This is a genomic window from Piscinibacter gummiphilus (assembly GCF_032681285.1).
Lineage (GTDB): Bacteria > Pseudomonadota > Gammaproteobacteria > Burkholderiales > Burkholderiaceae_C > Rhizobacter > Rhizobacter gummiphilus_A.
Genome location: NZ_CP136336.1, coordinates 2,121,353 through 2,139,105 on the forward strand (window position 1 = coordinate 2,121,353; position 17,753 = coordinate 2,139,105).

Annotated in this window: 15 protein-coding genes; 2 read left to right on the plus strand and 13 right to left on the minus strand. The window is 67.4% G+C overall.

Translation table 11 applies throughout. From position 1 onward, the window contains the following. Positions 1-80 precede the first annotated feature (80 nt). The 6 genes from RXV79_RS09955 to RXV79_RS09980 form a co-directional block, all read right to left on the minus strand. Complete coding sequence (locus RXV79_RS09955) at positions 81-713, minus strand: response regulator (protein ID WP_316703274.1); 633 nt, start codon at positions 711-713, stop codon at positions 81-83. Next, a complete protein-coding gene (locus RXV79_RS09960) occupies positions 710-2,086 on the minus strand; it encodes a cache domain-containing protein (RefSeq protein WP_316703275.1) in 1,377 nt (458 codons plus the stop codon). The genes RXV79_RS09955 and RXV79_RS09960 overlap by 4 nt, the downstream gene beginning before the upstream one ends. Positions 2,087-2,102: 16 nt before the next feature. Further along, positions 2,103-2,447: a protein tyrosine phosphatase family protein gene (locus RXV79_RS09965; protein WP_316703276.1), complete on the minus strand. Its 345-nt coding sequence runs from the start codon at positions 2,445-2,447 to the stop codon at positions 2,103-2,105. Between the two features lie 10 nt (positions 2,448-2,457). After that, complete coding sequence (locus RXV79_RS09970) at positions 2,458-2,904, minus strand: GatB/YqeY domain-containing protein (protein WP_316703277.1); 447 nt, start codon at positions 2,902-2,904, stop codon at positions 2,458-2,460. A 97-nt stretch (positions 2,905-3,001) separates the two neighbouring features. Next, entirely contained in the window at positions 3,002-3,214 is a 213-nt protein-coding gene (gene rpsU / locus RXV79_RS09975; protein ID WP_047503026.1) for a 30S ribosomal protein S21, read from the minus strand. Positions 3,215-3,362: 148 nt separating this feature from the next. Beyond that, the gene (locus tag RXV79_RS09980) at positions 3,363-4,580 is read right to left on the minus strand and encodes a BaiN/RdsA family NAD(P)/FAD-dependent oxidoreductase (RefSeq protein ID WP_316703279.1); all 1,218 of its coding nucleotides are present in this window, start codon (positions 4,578-4,580) and stop codon (positions 3,363-3,365) included. Between the two features lie 39 nt (positions 4,581-4,619). On the opposite strand from RXV79_RS09980, the gene RXV79_RS09985 reads away from it, so the two are divergent. Next, positions 4,620-5,780 (plus strand): MFS transporter, encoded by a 1,161-nt coding sequence (locus RXV79_RS09985; protein ID WP_316703280.1) that lies wholly within the window; start codon positions 4,620-4,622, stop codon positions 5,778-5,780. On the opposite strand, the gene RXV79_RS09990 is transcribed toward RXV79_RS09985, so the two are convergent. The 6 genes from RXV79_RS09990 to nirB all read right to left on the minus strand — a co-directional run bounded on the left by RXV79_RS09990 (position 5,764) and on the right by nirB (position 14,428). Further along, positions 5,764-6,897, minus strand: coding sequence for a sterol desaturase family protein (locus tag RXV79_RS09990; RefSeq protein ID WP_316703281.1), 1,134 nt, complete (start codon positions 6,895-6,897; stop codon positions 5,764-5,766). The genes RXV79_RS09985 and RXV79_RS09990 overlap by 17 nt on opposite strands. Before the next feature lie 51 nt (positions 6,898-6,948). Continuing rightward, a complete protein-coding gene (gene cobA / locus RXV79_RS09995) occupies positions 6,949-7,728 on the minus strand; it encodes a uroporphyrinogen-III C-methyltransferase (protein WP_316703282.1) in 780 nt (259 codons plus the stop codon). Then, the gene (ybiB, locus tag RXV79_RS10000; RefSeq protein ID WP_316703283.1) at positions 7,725-8,678 is read right to left on the minus strand and encodes a DNA-binding protein YbiB; all 954 of its coding nucleotides are present in this window, start codon (positions 8,676-8,678) and stop codon (positions 7,725-7,727) included. Before ybiB ends, cobA begins: the two co-directional genes overlap by 4 nt. Positions 8,679-8,744: 66 nt before the next feature. After that, on the minus strand, positions 8,745-11,510 hold the full coding sequence (locus tag RXV79_RS10005; RefSeq protein WP_316703284.1) for a nitrate reductase: 2,766 nt from the start codon (positions 11,508-11,510) through the stop codon (positions 8,745-8,747). A gap of 16 nt (positions 11,511-11,526) precedes the next feature. After that, positions 11,527-11,952, minus strand: coding sequence for a nitrite reductase small subunit NirD (gene nirD / locus RXV79_RS10010; RefSeq protein ID WP_316703285.1), 426 nt, complete (start codon positions 11,950-11,952; stop codon positions 11,527-11,529). A 28-nt stretch (positions 11,953-11,980) separates the two neighbouring features. Continuing rightward, positions 11,981-14,428 carry a nitrite reductase large subunit NirB gene (gene nirB, locus RXV79_RS10015; RefSeq protein ID WP_316703286.1) on the minus strand — a complete coding sequence of 816 codons (2,448 nt, stop codon included), beginning with the start codon at positions 14,426-14,428 and terminating at the stop codon, positions 11,981-11,983. A 167-nt stretch (positions 14,429-14,595) separates the two neighbouring features. On the opposite strand from nirB, the gene RXV79_RS10020 reads away from it, so the two are divergent. Beyond that, a complete protein-coding gene (locus RXV79_RS10020) occupies positions 14,596-16,299 on the plus strand; it encodes a bifunctional protein-serine/threonine kinase/phosphatase (RefSeq protein ID WP_316703288.1) in 1,704 nt (567 codons plus the stop codon). Here RXV79_RS10020 and RXV79_RS10025 read toward each other — a convergent pair. Next, positions 16,256-17,521, minus strand: a complete 1,266-nt coding sequence (locus tag RXV79_RS10025) for an MFS transporter (RefSeq protein ID WP_316703289.1) — start codon at positions 17,519-17,521, stop codon at positions 16,256-16,258. The genes RXV79_RS10020 and RXV79_RS10025 overlap by 44 nt on opposite strands. Positions 17,522-17,753: the final 232 nt, after the last annotated feature.

The following is a 17,753-nucleotide window of genomic DNA, read 5'->3' on the forward strand; positions in this document are numbered from 1 at the left end:
GCCTCGTGGGCGAACCGGCGGCAGGCTGGATCAGAACCGATTCGGCCCTGGTGCGCCACGGGTCTTTCCGCTAAGTGGTTTTACGTGCCTGGCGCGTGGTCGCGGCAGTGCTCGACCGCGTATTTGATGAGTTCGGCCTGGCCCTCCAGCCCGAGCTTGCGCTTGATGTTCTGGCGGTGGGTCTCGACGGTGCGCACGCTCAGGCCCAGTGCTTCTGCGATCTGGCGGCTGGCATGTCCGCGGGCCAGGCCGGCCAGGATCTCGCTCTCGCGCGGCGACAGCACCGGGCGCGGGGCCTGCGAACGTGACATCCGACCGGAGATGGCGGCGCTGAGATACGTGCGGCCGGCGTTGATGGCGGCGATGGCGTCGATGATCTCGTCCGACGGGGCGTCTTTCAGCACGTAGCCTCGGGCGCCGGCCCTCATCGCCCGGTTCACGTATTCAGGGTTGTCGTACATGCTCAGCATGAGCACGCGCAGGTGCGGGTGCTGGCGCAGCAACTGGGCGGTGAGGTCGATGCCGTTGGTGCCTTTCATGCCCACGTCCATCAGCACGAGTTCGGGGGCCTGGCGCTCGACCATGTCGAAGGCCTCGGCGGCATCGCCTGCTTCGCCGACGAGGGCGAGCGCGGGGTGGGCCGACAGGCGCAGCTTCAAGCCGTCTCGCACCAGGGGGTGGTCGTCGACGATGGCGATGCGGGTGGGGTTCATGCGGCCAGGCGCTCTGAAGGGGAAAGGCGCCGGAGCGAGGCCGCCGGCACATCGACCACGACTTCGGTGCGGCCCGGTCGCGAGCGCATCTGGAAGCGCCCGCCGATCGATTCCACCCGTTCGCGCATGTTGCGCAAGCCGATGCCGCGGCGCGGGTCGAGCGCCACCGCTTGTGCGTCGAAGCCGACGCCGTCGTCGGTGATGCGCAGGCGCACGCCGGTGACGCCGAAGACGAGGCGCACCTGCACCTCGCCGGCTTCGGCATGTTTTTCGATGTTGGTCAGGGCCTCTTGCGTGACGCGGAAGAGCACGGTGCTCACCGCGTCGGGCAAGGGCGAAGCCGCGCCGCCCACGCGCATGTCGAACGCCATCTCGCTGTGCTCGCTGAACTCGCGCCCCATCTGCTCGAGCGCGGCAGGCAGGCCCAGCACGTCGAGCTCGGCGGGGCGCAGGCGGTGCGAGATGTTGCGCACCTCGTGCAGCGCGTCGTTGAGGCGGGCCAGCGCCTTGGCGAGCGGCGCGCTGCCGTCGCGGTCGAGCTGGGCCTGCGCCGATTCGAGCAGCAGCTTGATCGAGACGAGCGTCTGGCTGGTGCCGTCGTGCAGCTCGCGCGAGAGGTGGGCGCGTTCGTCCTCCTGCGACTTCACCACCTGGCGTGCGAGCAGGCGCAGCTTGTGGTCGGCTTCACGCGATTCGCTGAGGTTGAAGGCGAGGCCGCAGGCGCCGAGCACTGCGATGCCGGCCAGCGCAATGCCGGCGATCCACCACATGGTGGTGCGCACGTTGTCGCTGACCTGCTGGTCGAGCTCGGCAAGCGTGGCGTGGATGTCGTCGAGGTACAGGCCGGTGCCGAGCATCCAGTTCCAGCGCGGCAGCGAGACCACGTAGCCGAGCTTCGGGGTGATCTGCTGGGTCGATGGTTTCTGCCAGACGTATTGCACGTAGCCGCCGCCCTCGCGGGCCTTGCCGATGAGCTGCTGGATGATGGGCTGGCCCTGGGCGTCGCGCATCTCCCAGAGGTTGCGGCCCATGAGTTCGGGCTGGCGCGGGTGCATGAGGTTGCGCCCGCTCATGTCGTAGAGGAAGAAGTAGCCGTCGGCGCCGTAGTCGAGGGCGGCCAGAAGGCGCATGGCCTCGGCCTTGGTGGCCTCGTCATCGCGGCCCGACTGGTACAGCGGTGCGATGACGCTCTGCGCCAGGTCCACGTAGTGGCGAAGCTCGGCTTCCTTGTTGGCCATGTAGGCCGACTCGACCAGCGCACGCTCGCGCTGAGAGAGGCTCTTCTCCTGCTGGCCGACGGCCCACGCGATGAGCGCGGCCGACGCCAGCAGCGGGATCACCGCCAGCAGGAAAACCTTGAGCTTCAGGCGCATGGCGGGCGCCACGGGGTCAGAGTGCGCTTGCGGCCTGGTAGAGCTTGCCCGAGCGGGCGCCCGAACGGCAGAACGCGAGCAGGGGCCGCGGCATCGTGCGAAGTAGCTCGGCGAAGCGTTCGATCTCTTCCGGCGACTGGTAGCCGCCGTTCACCGGCAGGAAGGCGTATTCGAGGCCGGCCGCGCGGGCCGCGGCTTCGATGGCGGCATTGGTGGGCTGGTCGGGGCCGCCTTCGAAATCGGGGCGGTTGTTGACCACGCTCTTGAAGCCGTTCTGCGCTGCCCAGGCCATCGCCGACGGGTCGAGCTGGGGGGCGACGCACACATCGGGCGCCACGGGCATCACATGGGGAGTCGTCATGGCGGAGACCTCAGCGTGCAAGCGCTTGTTTGACGGCGGCGGAGACCAGGCCCATGTCGGCCTTGCCGGCGAGTTGCGCCTTCACGGCGCCCATCACCTTGCCCATGTCGCCCGGGCCGCTGGCGCCGAGGCTCGCTACGATCTTGGCCACTTCGGTGGCGATCTCGTCGGCGCTCATGCGTTGCGGCAGGTAGGCCTCGAGCACCTTCAGCTCAGCCGTTTCCTTGTCGACCAGATCGGTGCGTCCGGCGGCGGCAAACTGGCTGATGGAGTCCTTGCGCTGCTTGATGAGCTTGTCGACGATGCCGATGATGGCCGCATCGTCGAGCGTCACGCGCTCGTCGACTTCCTTCTGCTTCATGGCCGCCATCAGCCCGCGGATGGTCAGCAGGCGATCGGCTTCCTTGGCCCGCATTGCGGTCTTCATGTCTTCGGTGATCTGGTCTTTCAGGCTCATCGCAGCTTCTCCGGGGGTAGAAACAACAAAGCCCGCCGAGAAATGACAAAGCCCGCTGTTAGCGGGCTTCGGGGGCTTTGCCGCGGATCCGTGTGGATCAGTACAGGCGCTTGGGCAGCTGCATGCTGCGGATGCGCTTGAAGTGACGCTTCACGGCGGCCGCCTTCTTGCGCTTGCGCTCGGCGGTGGGCTTTTCGTAGAACTCGCGGGCGCGCAGGTCGGTCAGCAGGCCCAGCTTTTCAATCGTGCGCTTGAAGCGGCGCAGGGCCACGTCGAACGGTTCGTTTTCTTTGACGCGAATAGAAGTCATGGATTCAGAAGTTGTGCGCTCGGTGTTCGCTCGGGGTGCCAGGTAGGAGGTTCCGGAATCCAGCCTGGTGTGCTGGGCGAATCGACACGCGGGTTTTGCCAGCAAAGACGGCGATTATAGCCAGGGAATTCCGGCTTGCAAGCGCAGGTTAGTGGCTGCTCTGAGAGGGATCTGCGAGGGCTTGGGCACAGGCCGCGGCGCTGGCCCAGGCCCACTGGAAGTTGTAACCCCCGAGCCAGCCGGTCACGTCGACCACCTCGCCGATGAAGAAGAGGCCCGGCGCAAGGCGGCTTTCCATCGTCTGGGAACTCAGTTCCCGGGTGTCGACCCCGCCGACCGTGACTTCGGCCTTGCGGTAGCCCTCGGTGCCGGAGGGCGTGATCTCCCACGCCTGCAGGCTCTGGGCAAGGGTCTGCAGGTCGCGGTCGCGCAGGTCGGCGAGCGGGCGGTCGGTGAGCGTCGGGTGGCGTGCGAGCCAGCCTTCGGCCAGGCGCTGGGGAAGGAGGGCGGCGAGTTCGGTCTGCAGCTTGCGCTTCGAGCCCGACTTGGCCTGGACGAGGTGGGTGGCAAGGTTGAGCTGGGGTGCAAGGTCGAGGCGCAGCGGCGTGCCGGGCTGCCAATAGCTCGAGATCTGCAACACGGCCGGCCCGCTCAAGCCGCGGTGGGTGAAGAGCAGGTCTTCGAGAAAGGCCATGCTGCCCTTGGCAGGGCCGGTACGGATCTCGACCGGCAGCGACAGCCCCGACAGCGCGGAAAAGGGCGCCCAGGTGGCCGCGTCAAAGGTCAGCGGGACGAGTGCCGGCCGTGTTTCGACGATGCGGTGGCCAAACTGCTTTGCGAGCCGATAGCCGAAGTCGCTGGCGCCGATCTTGGGAATGGAAAGCCCGCCGGTGGCCACGACAACCTTGCTGGCGCGCACGGGGCCTTCCGCGGTGTCGAGTTCGAAGCCGGCGGCGGTCGACCGCACGGCCTGCACCGCGCAGCCCTGCCAGCGTGTGACCCGGCCCTGCTCGCACTCGCGCAGGAGCATGCCGATGATGTCTTCCGACGATTCATCGCAGAAGAGCTGCCCCTTGTGCTTCTCGTGCCAGGGAATGCGGTGGCGCTGCACGAGTGCGATGAAGTCCTGCGGCGTGTAGCGGGCGAGTGCCGAGCGGCAGAAGTGCGGGTTGGCCGAGAGGAAGTTGGCCGGGCCTGCATCGCGGTTAGTGAAATTGCAGCGGCCTCCGCCCGAGATGCGGATCTTCTCGGCCACCTTCTCGCTGTGGTCGATCAGCAGCACCTTGGCGCCGAGCTGGCCCGCCATGCCGGCGCAGAACAGGCCTGCTGCGCCCCCACCGATCACGACTGCATCGAATCTCCCCATCGCACGATTATCCCGGCCGATTCCTAGAATCGCCGCCCCATGAACCTCGCCGTGCCCTTTCCTGACCTGACCCTGCTTCGCGCGACGATCGCTGTGCGCGCACAGTTCTTCATCGCCGGAGCGCTCTTTGCCACGTGGGGCATTCATGTGCCCACGGTCAAGCTGCACTACGGCCTTGGCGAACAGGCGCTCGCGATGGCGATGCTGGCGTCTGGTGTTGGCGCCGTGCTGACCTTGACCCAAGCCGGGCGGATCGTCGGCCGCCAGGGCGCGCGCCGCATGGCGATGCTGTCGGGCGCCTTGTGCGCAGGAAGCCTCGTCGCGCTGCTCGTGAGCCAGAGCTATGCCGTGCTGCTCGCGCTGATGGTGGTGTTCGGCATCGGCATGAGCCTGCTCGACGTGTCGATCAATGCGGCGGCGAGCGAGCTGGAAAGCCTGCGCAAGCGCAACCTCATGAGCGGCTTCCACGCCATGTTCAGCCTGGGCGGCATGGTGGGCGCGGGGTTTGGGAGTGCGCTGCTGTCGCGGGGTGTGGATGCAGAAACCCATCTCGTGGTGACGTCGATCACCTCTGGCGTCTTCGTCCTGCTGGCGGGCCTGGTGATGCTGCAGACCGTGGCCGGCTCGTCGCAGGAGGGCCACGGCTTCTCCTTGCCGCGCGGGGCGCTCGGGCTTCTGGGTGTGCTGGCGGCGCTTGGCCTGATCGCCGAAGGCGCGATGTACGACTGGAGCGTGCTCTACATGGCGCAGGAGCTGAAGAGCGCTCCGGATTTCGCGGCGCTGGCCTATGCGAGCTTCAGCGGTGCAATGGCGGCGGCTCGTTTCGGTGGCGACTGGGTGCGCGACCGTGTCGCGCCTGCGGTGTTGATGAGCAGCAGCGCCGCGCTCGCGGCAGTCTCGATGGCGGCGGTGCTCTTGATCGCGCACCCCGTTGCCACGCTGATCGGATTTGCGCTCGTCGGCCTCGGGTTCGCGAACGTGGTGCCGGTGCTGTTCGGCACTGCCGCGAAGCTCGATGCGAACCCGGCGCACGGCATTGCCGTGGTCGCCTCGGTCGGCTACTTCGGCATGATGGCCGGCCCGCCCCTGATCGGCGTGATCGCCGAGCATTCGTCTCTGTCGGTGGGCCTGGCCTCGGTGGCCGTCTTTGCCGCGATCCTGGCGCTGGCGGCGCCGAAGGCGCTCAGCCCTTCCAGGTGAACGGGAACTTGACCTGCTTCCAGAAGCCGTTGGGCACGTAGTCGCCGACCACGCCGTACTGGGCGGGCCATTCGCGGTCCGACTTCACCGCGGTGCCGAAGAGGTAGTCCAGGAACGCGAAGTGCGCGGCGTAGTTCTTGTCGATCGCCTCGTCGTCCTGCGAGTGGTGCCAGTGGTGGAAGTTGGGCGTGACGATCAGATAGCGCAGCGGCCCGAGCCGCACGCTCACGTTGGCGTGGTTGAACACCGCCTGGAAGCCCACCACGATGATGTAGGCATCGATCACCTGCTTGCTGAAGCCGAGCACGTAGATCGGCGCGAGCACCAGCGTGCGGGTGATCAGCAGCTCGAGGATGTGCTGGCGCGAGCCGGCCAGCCAGTCCATGCTTTTGACGCTGTGGTGCACCGCATGCAGGCGCCACAGCAGCGGCACCTCGTGGTAAGCGCGGTGCGTCCAGTACTGCACCAGGTCGGCCACGAGGATGATGAGGAAGAGCGCCACCCAGAAGTTGAGGCCCGCCACCCAGCCGCGGATGCCATCGTGCGCCGCCCAACCGAAGAGCTTGTGCACCAGCAGGTTGGTGGCCAGCAGGATGAAGCCCACCACCATGTGGTTCACGATGAAGTGGTGCATGTCGGTCTGCCACTCGGCGCGGAAGACGGGCTGATCCTTGCGCAGCGCCCACAGCTTCTCGATGAAGATGAAGATCAGCGTGGAGCCGAGCAGGTCGAGGATGAACCAGTCGAGGCCGATGTAGGGCGTGTGGTCGGGGAAATTCGGGTCGACTTCCACCTTGTGCCCGCCGAGCAGCAGCGTGAGCGCCACGAGGCCGAAGGTCCACAGCGCCAGCCAGCGGTTGCGGCCGCGGATGAGGTTGAACAGCGAGAGCCCGCCCGAGATGCCAATGGCCACCAGCATGATGGTGCGGATCACGTTGACGTCGTAGCTCTTGCGCAGCTCGGGCGTGGTGAGGTACTGCGGGAAGTGGAAGGCCAGCACGCCCAGGAAGCACAGCATGGCCAGCACCAGCGCGATCACGCCGGTCACCATGCCTTTGCCGCGGCGCAGCTCGCCGTGGGATTCGGTGAGCTGGTTGAGCTTGTCGAGTTCGAGCATCGGTCCCCTCCGTCCGTGAAACGCCGGGGATTATCGTGTCGGCGCGCCTCGTCAGGCCACGCGCGTCGCCCCTCTTTCGAGGGGCAGGGAAGCGAGGCCCTGAAGCACGTCGCCCACCACGATGATGGCCGGGCTGCCCAGGCCTTCGCGCTCGATCAGGCCGGCCAGATCGCCCAGCGTGCCGACGGCGTGGCGCTGGTGTGGCAGCGAAGCGTGCTGCACGACCGCGATGGGTGTCGAGCGGCCCAGGCCTTCGAGCAGGCCCTGTTGCAGGTGGCCCGCTTGCGCGACGCCCATGTAGATGACGAGCGTGAGGCCCTGCGCCGCGGCGGCGGCGAGCGTGGCCCAGTCGGGTGAACGGCCATGCTCCTTGGCGTGGCCGGTGACGAAGATGACGCCGTGCGCATGATCGCGATGTGTGAGCGGCACGTTGAGCGACGTGACGGCCGCCAATCCCGAGGTGATGCCGTTGACCACGGTCACCTCGATGCCGAGCTTGCGCAGGTGCTCGACCTCCTCGCCGCCACGGCCGAAGACGAACGGGTCACCGCCCTTCAGGCGCACCACTCGCTCGCCTTTCAACGCCTCGGCCGCCATCAGCTTCTCGATGAAGGCCTGCGGCGTGCTCGCGCATCCACCGCGCTTGCCCACACGCACGATGCGCGTGCTGCGGCGTGCATAGCGCAGCACACCCTCGCCCACCAGGTCGTCGACGAGCAGCACCGTGGCGGCGCGGATCGCGCGCACCGCCTTGACCGTCAGCAGCTCCGGGTCGCCCGGGCCAGCGCCCACCAGAGTGACGACGGGGCGGGTTACTGCTGCGGGGGTCATGCCAGTTTCTCCTGAGGATGGGCGTGGGCGAGGGCTTCGAGCGAGGCCTGCAGGCAGGCGACTTGTTGGGCGAGAGGCGCCGGGGCAGGCTTCTCGCCGCTGATCACCGACTGGATGTACATCGCGGTGGTGGCCGCATCGCAGGTGCGCGGCAGCACCGGCAGCTCGCGCAGCACGCCGTCGTGGGCGGCCACCGACAGATCACTGCGCAGCACGCCGTCGATGAAGACATCGAGCTTCGGCAGGCGGCGCGGGTCGGCCACCGGCTCGCCTTCGGTACCGCGCATCAGCATCGCGTTGGCCAGGGTGTGCTGCAGGAAGCCGGTCAGCATCTGGCCGTACTCGGGGTGGGTGTAGTTGACGACGCGCATCGCGCTGCCGGCGGGGCAGGGGTCGAGCAGCTTGGCCACCGTGTGGCCGGAGTTGCGCAGGCCGATGGTCCAGCGTGCGTCGAGCAGGCGCGCGAGCGGTGGGCACAGCACGTCGGTGCGGATGTAGACCGGCTCGTGCCGCGCCCAGGCGGCGGCCACGTCGCCGGCGTCGCGGGCGATGGGCAGGCCCAGGTCGTGAAAGATCTCGGCGGTGGTCACACGGCCCGGGTCTTCGGGCATGCCATGCACGAGCACCGGGATGTCTTCCTGCGCCAGCAGCAGCGCCAGCAAGGGCGTGAGGTTGGGCAGCTTGCGAGCGCCGTTGTACGAGGGCAGAACGACGGCCGGCCGGGGGGGGGTGATCGGCAGGCAGCGCTCGGTCGTCGCCTGCAGGAAGCCCGCGGTCTCGTCGATCGTCTCGCCTTTGATGCGCATGGCCAGCGCAAAGGCGCCGAGTTCGAGGTCGGTGACCTTGCCGTCGAGCACCTGACTCATCAGGTCGTGCGCCTGTTCACGCTTCAATGCGCGGGCGCCTTCCTTGCCGCGACCGATTTCCTTGATGTGGTGGCTGATGCTCATGTGCTTGTCGTCCCTGGAACTGCATTCGCAAGACCCGGGCCACCTTGGGCCCGGGAATGCGGATTTTCAGGCGGCGCTGAGCTGTGCGCGCACGAGACGCTTCAATTCAGGGATGCATGAGCCGCAATTCGTGCCGCACTTGAGCGAGCCTTGCAGCTGCGCGAGCTGCTGGTCCTGCGAGCCCTCGCAGCCTTGCAGCGTGCTGAGGATCTCGGGTTCGGTCACGTTGAAGCACGTGCAAACCTGCCGCCCGCGCGCCTGCACGGCCACCGGCGCACGGGCGCCGGGCAGGAGCAGCAGTCGGCCGTAGGCCTGTGCGGGCAACTCGTCCTGCAGCAGCGGCTTCACCCAGCTTTCGGCGCTGGTGTCGCCGGCGAGCACGAAGCCTTCGAGACGCGTCTGGTCACCAGCCTGGGCGAGCCGCATCGTGCGGCGCTGCCCACGGCGCTTGTCGGCGTAATGCAGCACCTCGGCGCCGCCCAGCCCCAGCATGCCCTCGATCTGGATCACGAGATCGTCCGGCGGTGCTTCGTACCCCGCGGCCCGGAAGAGCACGCCGCCGCGATTGCGGCCAAACGGGACGCAGCTCGCATAAGCAAAAGCACCCATCAGCGACTTGAGCTGCTCGCGTGCGGAGATGACCTTGTCGTCGGGCAGCCAAGCCATGCCGAGCAGGCGCCAGGGCAACTCGGCCTTCAGCACCTTCACGGCCGCATGCTTGAACTCGGGCTGCTTGGACTTCGGGCAGTACGCGGGCGTGGTGAGCGCGTTGACACCGTGGATGCGCGAGCCGGTGGCGCTGCTGCCGGAGACAAACTCCTCGCCCCAGTGCATGCCGATGAAGGCCTGCGTGCCGGCAACCTGATCGCTCGCGCGCACCGGCAGCACGACGCTGCCGCGACGCGAGGTCACGTGCACGAGGTCGCCCTCGCTAAGCCGCAGTCGGGCCAGATCCTGTGCGTTCATCTCGACCACCGGCTCCGGCACGTGGCCGAACAGGCGGCCGATGGTGCCGGTGCGGCTCATGCCGTGCCACTGGTCGCGCAGGCGGCCGGTGTTGAGCGAGAAGGGGTAGCGTGCATCGCGCGGCTCGGCCACGGGCGCGTAGCTCACGTCGGCAAAGCGTGCGCGGCCGTCGGCGGTGGGGAAGATGCCGTCTTCGTAGAGCCGCTCCTTGCCTTGTGTGTCGCCTTCCCGGAAGGGCCACTGAGCCGGCGATTGTTCCAGTCGTGCGTAGCTGAGCCCGGTGATGTCGAGGTCGCGGCCGCGGGTGCTTTCCCGGTGCTCGACCCACACCGACTCTGGCGTGTCGTAGGGGAAGAGTGTCGGCAGGCCAGGGCGCAGGTGCCGCTCCAGTCGGCGGGCGAAGTCGACCACGATGTCCCAATCGTGCCGTGTCTCGGCCGGCTTGGGTACCGCTGGGCGCACGCGGCTGATGCGGCGCTCGCTGTTGGTCACCGTGCCGTCTTTCTCGCCCCAGGTGGTGGCGGGCAGCAGCAGGTCGGCGTACCGGCAGGTGGCGGTGGTGGAGAAGGCCTCTTGCACCACCACGAACTCGGCGCGCTCCAGCGCGCGGTGCACGGCGGCCTGGTCGGGCATCGATTGCGCAGGGTTCGTGCAGGCGATCCACAAGGCCTTGATCTCGCCGTCGGCGGCGGCCTCGAACATCTCGACCGCCGTCTTCCCGGGCTTGGCCGGCACGTCGTCCACGCCCCACAGCCGCGCCACCTCGGCGCGGTGCTCGGCCTTGCCCATGTCGCGGTGCGCGCTCAGCAGGTTGGCGAGGCCACCCACTTCGCGCCCGCCCATCGCGTTGGGTTGGCCCGTCAGCGAAAAGGGGCCGGCGCCGGCCTTGCCGATCTGGCCGGTGGCCAGGTGCAGGTTGATGAGCGCGGCGTTCTTGTCGGTGCCGCTGCTGCTCTGGTTCAGGCCCTGGCAGTAGAGCGAGAGCGTGCGGCCCTTCGAGTCGGCGAACCAGCGCGCCGCCTGCAGCAGCGCGTCTTCGGTGATGCCGCAAAGCTTCGCCACTTCTTTGGGCGTGTAGTCGCGCACGCGGTTGCGCAGGGCCTCGAAGCCGTGGGTGTGGGCGTTGATGTAGGCGTGATCGACCAGGCCCTCCCACAGCATCACATGCAGCATGCCGTGGTACAGGGCGACGTCGGTGCCCGGGAGGATGGGCAGGTAGAGGTCGGCGAACTCTGCCGTCTCGGTGCGGCGCGGGTCGGCCACGATCACCTTCATGGCCGGGTTCGCCCGCTTCGCGTCTTCGATGCGGCGGAAGAGGATGGGGTGGGCGAAGGCGGTGTTCGAGCCGGTGATGAAGAGCGTGCTGGCGTGGTTGACGTCGTCGTAGCAGGCGGGCGGTGCATCGGCGCCGAGCGTGGCCTTGTAGCCGGCGACCGCGCTGCTCATGCACAGGCGCGAGTTGGTGTCGACGTTGTTGGTGCCGACGAGCCCCTTGGCCAGCTTGTTGAAGACGTAGTAATCCTCGGTCAGCAGCTGGCCCGAGATGTAGAAGCCCACCGCATCGGCCCCGTGCTCACGGATCGTCCGGCTGAAGCGCTCGGCGGCAAGCGTGAGCGCCGCATCCCAGCTCACTGGCTGCGGCGCACTCTGCCGCGAGAGGCGCTGCGCCGGGTGCAGCAGCCGCGCCTGCAGCGTGATGGGCCGGGTGGCCGTGTGGTGCAGCGTGGACCCTTTCGTGCAGAGCCGGCCGAAGTTGGCCGGGTGCTCCGGATCCCCGCGCACGCCGGTGATCTGCGCCCCGTCGCTTTCGACGATGACGCCGCAGCCGACGCCGCAGTAAGGGCAGGTCGTGCGGGTTTCGAGCATCGGGGCCTGTCCTCGCTCAGGCCGAGTGCGGGGTGTGCACCTCGATGACTTGGCCGCCGCCGATGGCTCCACGCGTGGCGCAGGGGCCCGCCACCGGCAGGGGGAGGTCGGTGCCCAGCGACTCGAGCTCGTTGGCGTCGAGGTAGATGGCGCCGCCTTCCACCTTGACCGCGAACTTGGGCACGCAGCCTTCGTCGGGCTCCTTGACGCGGCCGTCGTCGAGGCCGATGTTCATGTTGTGCAGCGGGCAGGCGACGCTCGTGCCGAAGACGATGCCCTGGCTGAGCGGGCCGCCCTTGTGCGGGCAGCGGTCGAGGATGGCGAAGATCTGATCGCCCTGGGCACGGAAGACGGCGACGGCGGCGCCCTTCGGGCGCGCCACGCGTCGCGAGCCCAGGGGGCTGATGTCGTCGACGCGGCAGATGAGGGTCCAGTTGGGCATGAGGTTCTCGAAAGGCAATGGAAGGTGATCAGACCGCCTGGACGGGCGTGAACTGGCGCGTGTCGACCTGCGCCTTGTCGAACTCGAACCACGGGTCGGGCTCGCCATCGAGCGCGTACTGCAGCTGCGCCCACAGCGCCTTGCGGCCCTCGTGGTCGTCGAGGATGCGCTTCTTGACGTAGTCGAGACCGACGCGGTTCACGTAGTGGACGGTGCGCTCCAAGTACCAGCCCTCTTGGCGATAGAGCTCGCAGAAGGCGCCGGTGTACTCCAGCACTTCTTCGGCCGTCTTGAGCTTGACGAGGAAGTGCGCCACCTCGGTCTTGATGCCGCCGTTGCCGGCGATGTACATCTCCCAGCCGGAATCGACGCCGATGATGCCCACGTCCTTGATGCCCGACTCTGCGCAGTTGCGCGGGCAGCCCGAGACGGCGAACTTCACCTTGTGCGGCGCGTACATGCGCCACATCGCACGCTCCAGATCCTTGCCCATCTGGGTGCTGTCTTGCGTGCCCATGCGGCACCACTCGCTGCCCACGCAGGTCTTCACCGTGCGCAGCGCCTTGGCGTAGGCGTGGCCCGAGGGCATGCCGATGTCTTTCCAGACGTTGACCAGGTCTTCCTTCTTCACGCCCAGGAGGTCGATGCGCTGACCGCCGGTGACCTTCACGGTCGGGATCTTGTACTTGTCGACCGCGTCGGCGATGCGGCGCAGCTCGGCGGCCGTGGTCTCGCCGCCCCACATGCGCGGCACCACCGAGTAGGTACCGTCCTTCTGGATGTTGGCGTGGCTGCGCTCGTTGATGAAGCGCGATTGCGGGTCGTCCTTGGCCTCCTTCGGCCAGGTGCTGATGAGGTAGTAGTTGATCGCCGGGCGGCAGCTGGAGCAGCCATTGGGCGTGCGCCAGTTGAGCGCCTTGTAGGTGTCGGCGATGGTGAGCAGCTTCTGCTCGCGGATGGCGTCGCGCACTTCCTGGTGGCTCGCGTCGGTGCAGCCGCACATCGCCTTCTTCTTCGGCGTGGCGGAGTAGTCGCCGCCGGCGGTGAACATCAGGATCTGCTCCACCAGGCCCGTGCACGAGCCGCAGGAGGCGGATGCCTTGGTGTGCTTTCGCACCTCGTCGAGCGTGAAGAGGCCCTTCTCCTTGATGGCCTTGCAGATGGCGCCCTTGTTGACGCCGTTGCAGCCGCAGACCTCGTCGCTGTCGGCCATCGCGGCCGCCTTGTTGTGGCCCTCGTGGCCGGTGTCGCCGATGTTGGACTCGCCGAACATCAGCTTGTCGCGGATGTCGGCGATCTTGCGGCCTTCGCGGAGAAGTTTGAAATACCAGGAGCCGTCGACCGTGTCGCCATACATGCAGGCGCCGATCAGCTTGTCGTCCTTGATGACGAGCTTCTTGTAGACGCCGCCGTAGGGGTCGCTCATCACGATCTCTTCGCAGCCTTCGCCCCCCATGAAGTCGCCGGCCGAGAAGAGGTCGATGCCGGTGACCTTGAGCTTGGTGCTGGTCTGCGAGCCGGTGTAGCGGCCGATGCCGAACTCGGCCAGGTGCGTGGCGCACACCTTGCCCTGCTCGAAGAGCGGCGCCACCAGGCCGTAGGCGATGCCGCGGTGCGCAGCGCACTCGCCGATGGAGTAGATGCGCGGGTCGGTGATGGTCTGCATCGTGTCGTTGACGACGATGCCGCGGTTGCAGTGCAGGCCGATCTTCTCGGCCAGCTCGGTGTTGGGGCGGATGCCCGCGGCCATCACCACCAGGTCGGCCGGCACTTCGGTGCCGTCCTTGAACTGCACGGCCATCACGCGGCCGGCCTTGCCGCCGTCCTGGTCGCCGATCAGTGCCTGCGTGCTGGCGCCGATCATGAACTTGAGGCCGCGCGATTCGAGCGACTTCTGCAGCAGCTTGCCGGCGGTGTCGTCGAGCTGGCGCTCCATCAGCCACGGCATGATGTGGACAACAGTGACCTGCATGCCGCGCAGCATCAGGCCGTTGGCGGCTTCGAGGCCGAGCAAACCACCGCCGATCACGACCGCGTGCTTGTACTTCTGCGCGGCCTCGATCATCGTGTTGGTGTCGGCGATGTCGCGGTAGGCGATCACGCCCTCGAGATCCTTGCCGGGCACCGGCAGGATGAAAGGGTTGGAGCCGGTGGCGATCAGCAGGCGGTCGTACGACTCTTCGGTGCCGTCGGCGGCCTTCACGATGCGGTTGCGGCGATCTACATCCACGACCTTCTTGCCGAGGTGCAGCTTGATGTTGTTCTCTTCGTACCAGCTCAGCGGGTTGAGCACGATCTCATCGAGCGTCTGCTCACCGGCCAGCACGGGCGAGAGCAGGATGCGGTTGTAGTTCGGGTGCGGCTCTGCGCCGAACACCGTGATGTCATAGAGGTCGGGCGCAATCTTCACCAGCTCTTCGAGGGTACGCACCCCTGCCATGCCATTGCCGACCATCACCAGCTTCATCTTCTTCATGCAGCACATCCTCAGTCGCGGTTCTGTATGGCGGCATAGTTAGCAAACACGGTGCCAGCGTGCACCACGCTCACGGCCGCAATCTGGTGCTGTGCGCACTCTTTGCGGGCAAGGCTCTTGCTTCGCAGGTGACGTGAATCAGAGGCGCCCCATGCGGGTGCAACAACATGAGCTTCGACATCGATGTGGGCTATGCGAGCGAGTGTGGCCCGAGGCAAGACAACGAGGATTTCGCCGGTGCGCGCAAGGCGGCGCCTCACGAGGAAGAAAAGGGCTTCATCGCCGCGATTGCCGATGGGGTCTCGATGGGTGGCGAGGGCCGCATGGCGGCGCAGACCAGCGTGCGCTCGGTGGTCGAAGACTATTTCGGTGCGCCGCCCACGTGGGACACCAGTGTGGTGCTCGATCGCATCATCAGCGCGCAGAACAGTTGGCTCGCCACCCACAACCGCCGCCACAACGGCGCCGCGATGAGCACCCTGACGGCCCTCGCGCTGCGCGGCCAGACCTGGACCGTGGCCCATGTTGGGGACACGCGGGCCTATCTGGTGCGTGACGGCGAATGCCGCCGCCTCACGCAGGACCACGCGCTCGACCACCCCGATCTCAAGAGCCAGCTCACCCGTGCGATGGGTCAGGACGACGCCATCCGTGTGGACTACCTGCAAGACGAGTTGCATCTCGGCGATGTGTTCGTGCTGGCGTCCGACGGCGTGCACGGCAAGGTGCCTCACTCGCAGATGCTCAATCTGCTCGGACAGGGCACAGCGCAGGAGGCGAGCGATGCCATCGCGCAGGCGGCGCTCGCCGCAGGCACGCAGGACAACGCCACGGTGCTTGTGGTGCGTGTGCTCGGGCTGGCCCGCTCGCGTCTCGAAGACGCCATCGTGCGCAGCCGCCAGTTGCCGGTGCCGCCGCGGCTCAAAGTCGGCGACGAACTCGACGGCCACGTGGTCACGGCGCTCGTGGCCGACACCGGCGTGCACCTGCTGTATCAGGTGCGCCATGTGCAGACGAAGGCGCTGCGGGCACTCAAGACGCTGCACCCCTCGCGTGCCAACGATCCGCAGGAGCGGGCGATGCTGGCGCACGAGGCGTGGCTCGGCACGCGCGTCAACGAACGTGGCAGCGCCGGGTTCGTGGCCTTGCACGAAGTGCAGGATGCAAGCGCCTTCTATCTGCTGTTCGACTGGCACACGGGGCAGACGCTCGAGCAGCACCTCACGGCGCGCCATGATGCTTTCGGCCTGCCCGTGGCCGACGTGGTGGCCTGGGCGCTGGCCGCCACGCGTGCGATCGGCAAGCTGCACCGGCTCGGGGTGGTTCACCGTGACATCAAGCCCGGCAACCTGCACCTGGGCGACGACGGGCAGCTGCGCCTGCTCGATCTGGGCGTTGCCATCTCGGGCAACGAGCCCGAGGAGCAGCGCAGCCTGCACGCCGGCACGCCCAGCTACATGAACCCGGAGTTGTGGGACGACGAGCCCGTCGACGCGCAGACCGATCTCTTCGCGCTCGGCGTGACGCTCTACCAGCTGCTCACCGGGCACCTGCCGTTCGGTGACATCGAGCCGTATCAGAAGCTGCGCTACCGCCGTCCGCCCAAGCCGCCGTCACGCCTGAGGCCCGACGTGCCGATCTGGCTCGATCACATCGTGCTGAAGGCCGTGGCCTTCGAGAAGAAGCAGCGCTTCGAAACCGCCGAGGAGCTGGAGCTGGCGCTGCAGCGCGGGGCCTCCCGGCCCCTCTCGGCCCAATCGCCCACACCGCTCCTGGCCCGCGACCCCACGCTGATGTGGAAGGTCGCGTTCGCGGTGTCGGCCCTGTTCAACGCATTGCTGGTGTACTGGTTGCTTTTCCTGCCGCGCTAGGCGAGGCGATGGGCGCGGGCCTGGCGCGGCCGCCTTTTTCGGCCCACGTGCGCGTCCAGCGGATCTGCACCCAGCGCAGCATCACGAGCATCGCAAGCGCCAGCACGGCAAACGACACGAAGCCCCAGAGGTAGGTGCCGGCGTACTGCTTGGACTGGCCCATCGCATTGGGCAGGAAGCCGCCACCGAGCGCGCCCACCTCGCCGATCATCGACCCCGCCACTGCCGTGGAGAGAGGCCAGCGCAGCGGCACCAGCTGGAACAGGGCACCGTTGCCCGCGCCGAGTGCCGCGAAGCACAACATGAAGAGCAGCGTGGTGATCGCGACCGAGTTGCCTGCGAGGCCGCACAGCACCAGCGTGCCGGCCACCAGCACCAGCACGCCGCTCAGCGTGTTGATGCCGCCGATGCGATCCGAGATGTAGCCCCCCACCACACGCACTGCGGAGCCCATCAGCGTGGCCAGCATGGTGAGTTGCCCCGCCTCGACCTTGGTGACCTTGAACTGGTCGTAGAAGTACGTCGGCAGGAAGCTCGCAAGCCCGATGAAGCCACCGAAGGTGACGATGTAGATCAGGCTGAAGGCCCAGCCGTCCTTCTCGAACAGGCAGGCGATGTGCTCGCGGAAGGTCTGGTGCTCGCGATCCGGCGGCTCCTTGGCGGCAAACCACATCACGGCCATCGGCAGCAGCATCGTGCAGGCCGCCAGCCCGTAGACGGCGGACCAGCCGAACTTGGTGGCGAGCGGAGGCGCGAACAGCACCGCGAGCACGGTGCCCGAATTGCCGGCACCGGCGATGCCCATTGCAAGACCCTTGTACTTGGGCGGGAACCAGCCCGAGCCGAGCGACAACGCCACACCGAAGCTCGCACCGGCAATGCCAAGCAGCACCCCCATCGCAAGCACGCTGTCGTAGCTGTTGACGAAGAAGTAGCCGAAGGCGAGTGCCAGCACGATGAGGGTCATCTCCACCATCGCGGCGTTCTTGCGGCCGATGTACTGCGCCAGCACGCCGAGCGGAAACCGCATCAGCGCGCCGGCGAGGATCGGCACCGACACCATGAAGCCCTTCTGCGCGGCCGTGAGCTGGAACGATTCGCTGATGAAGGGCGCCATCGCCCCGTTCAGCACCCAGATCGCGAAGCAGAAGTCGAAGTAGAGGAATGAGGCGAAGAGGGTGGGGGCATGCCCCGTCTTCAGGAAGCTCTTGAATCCAGACACGTTGATCCTCAGAAGGCGGCGCCCTTGTTTTGGGCAAGTTTTCAAACTGACCGCCTTGAAGCGATTCCTGTGCCAGATGCCGGTGCGCCATGGGCCACGCGAGGGCACGACGCTTGCCGGGCATCTGAAGCGTGGGTGGCGGTGTGCGCCGAGTCCGTGCCAAGGGCACGCCTTTTGTGCGGAATCTTCACGCCCTGCACATGAGGTGGGCGGTCTGCATGCCAGAACACCA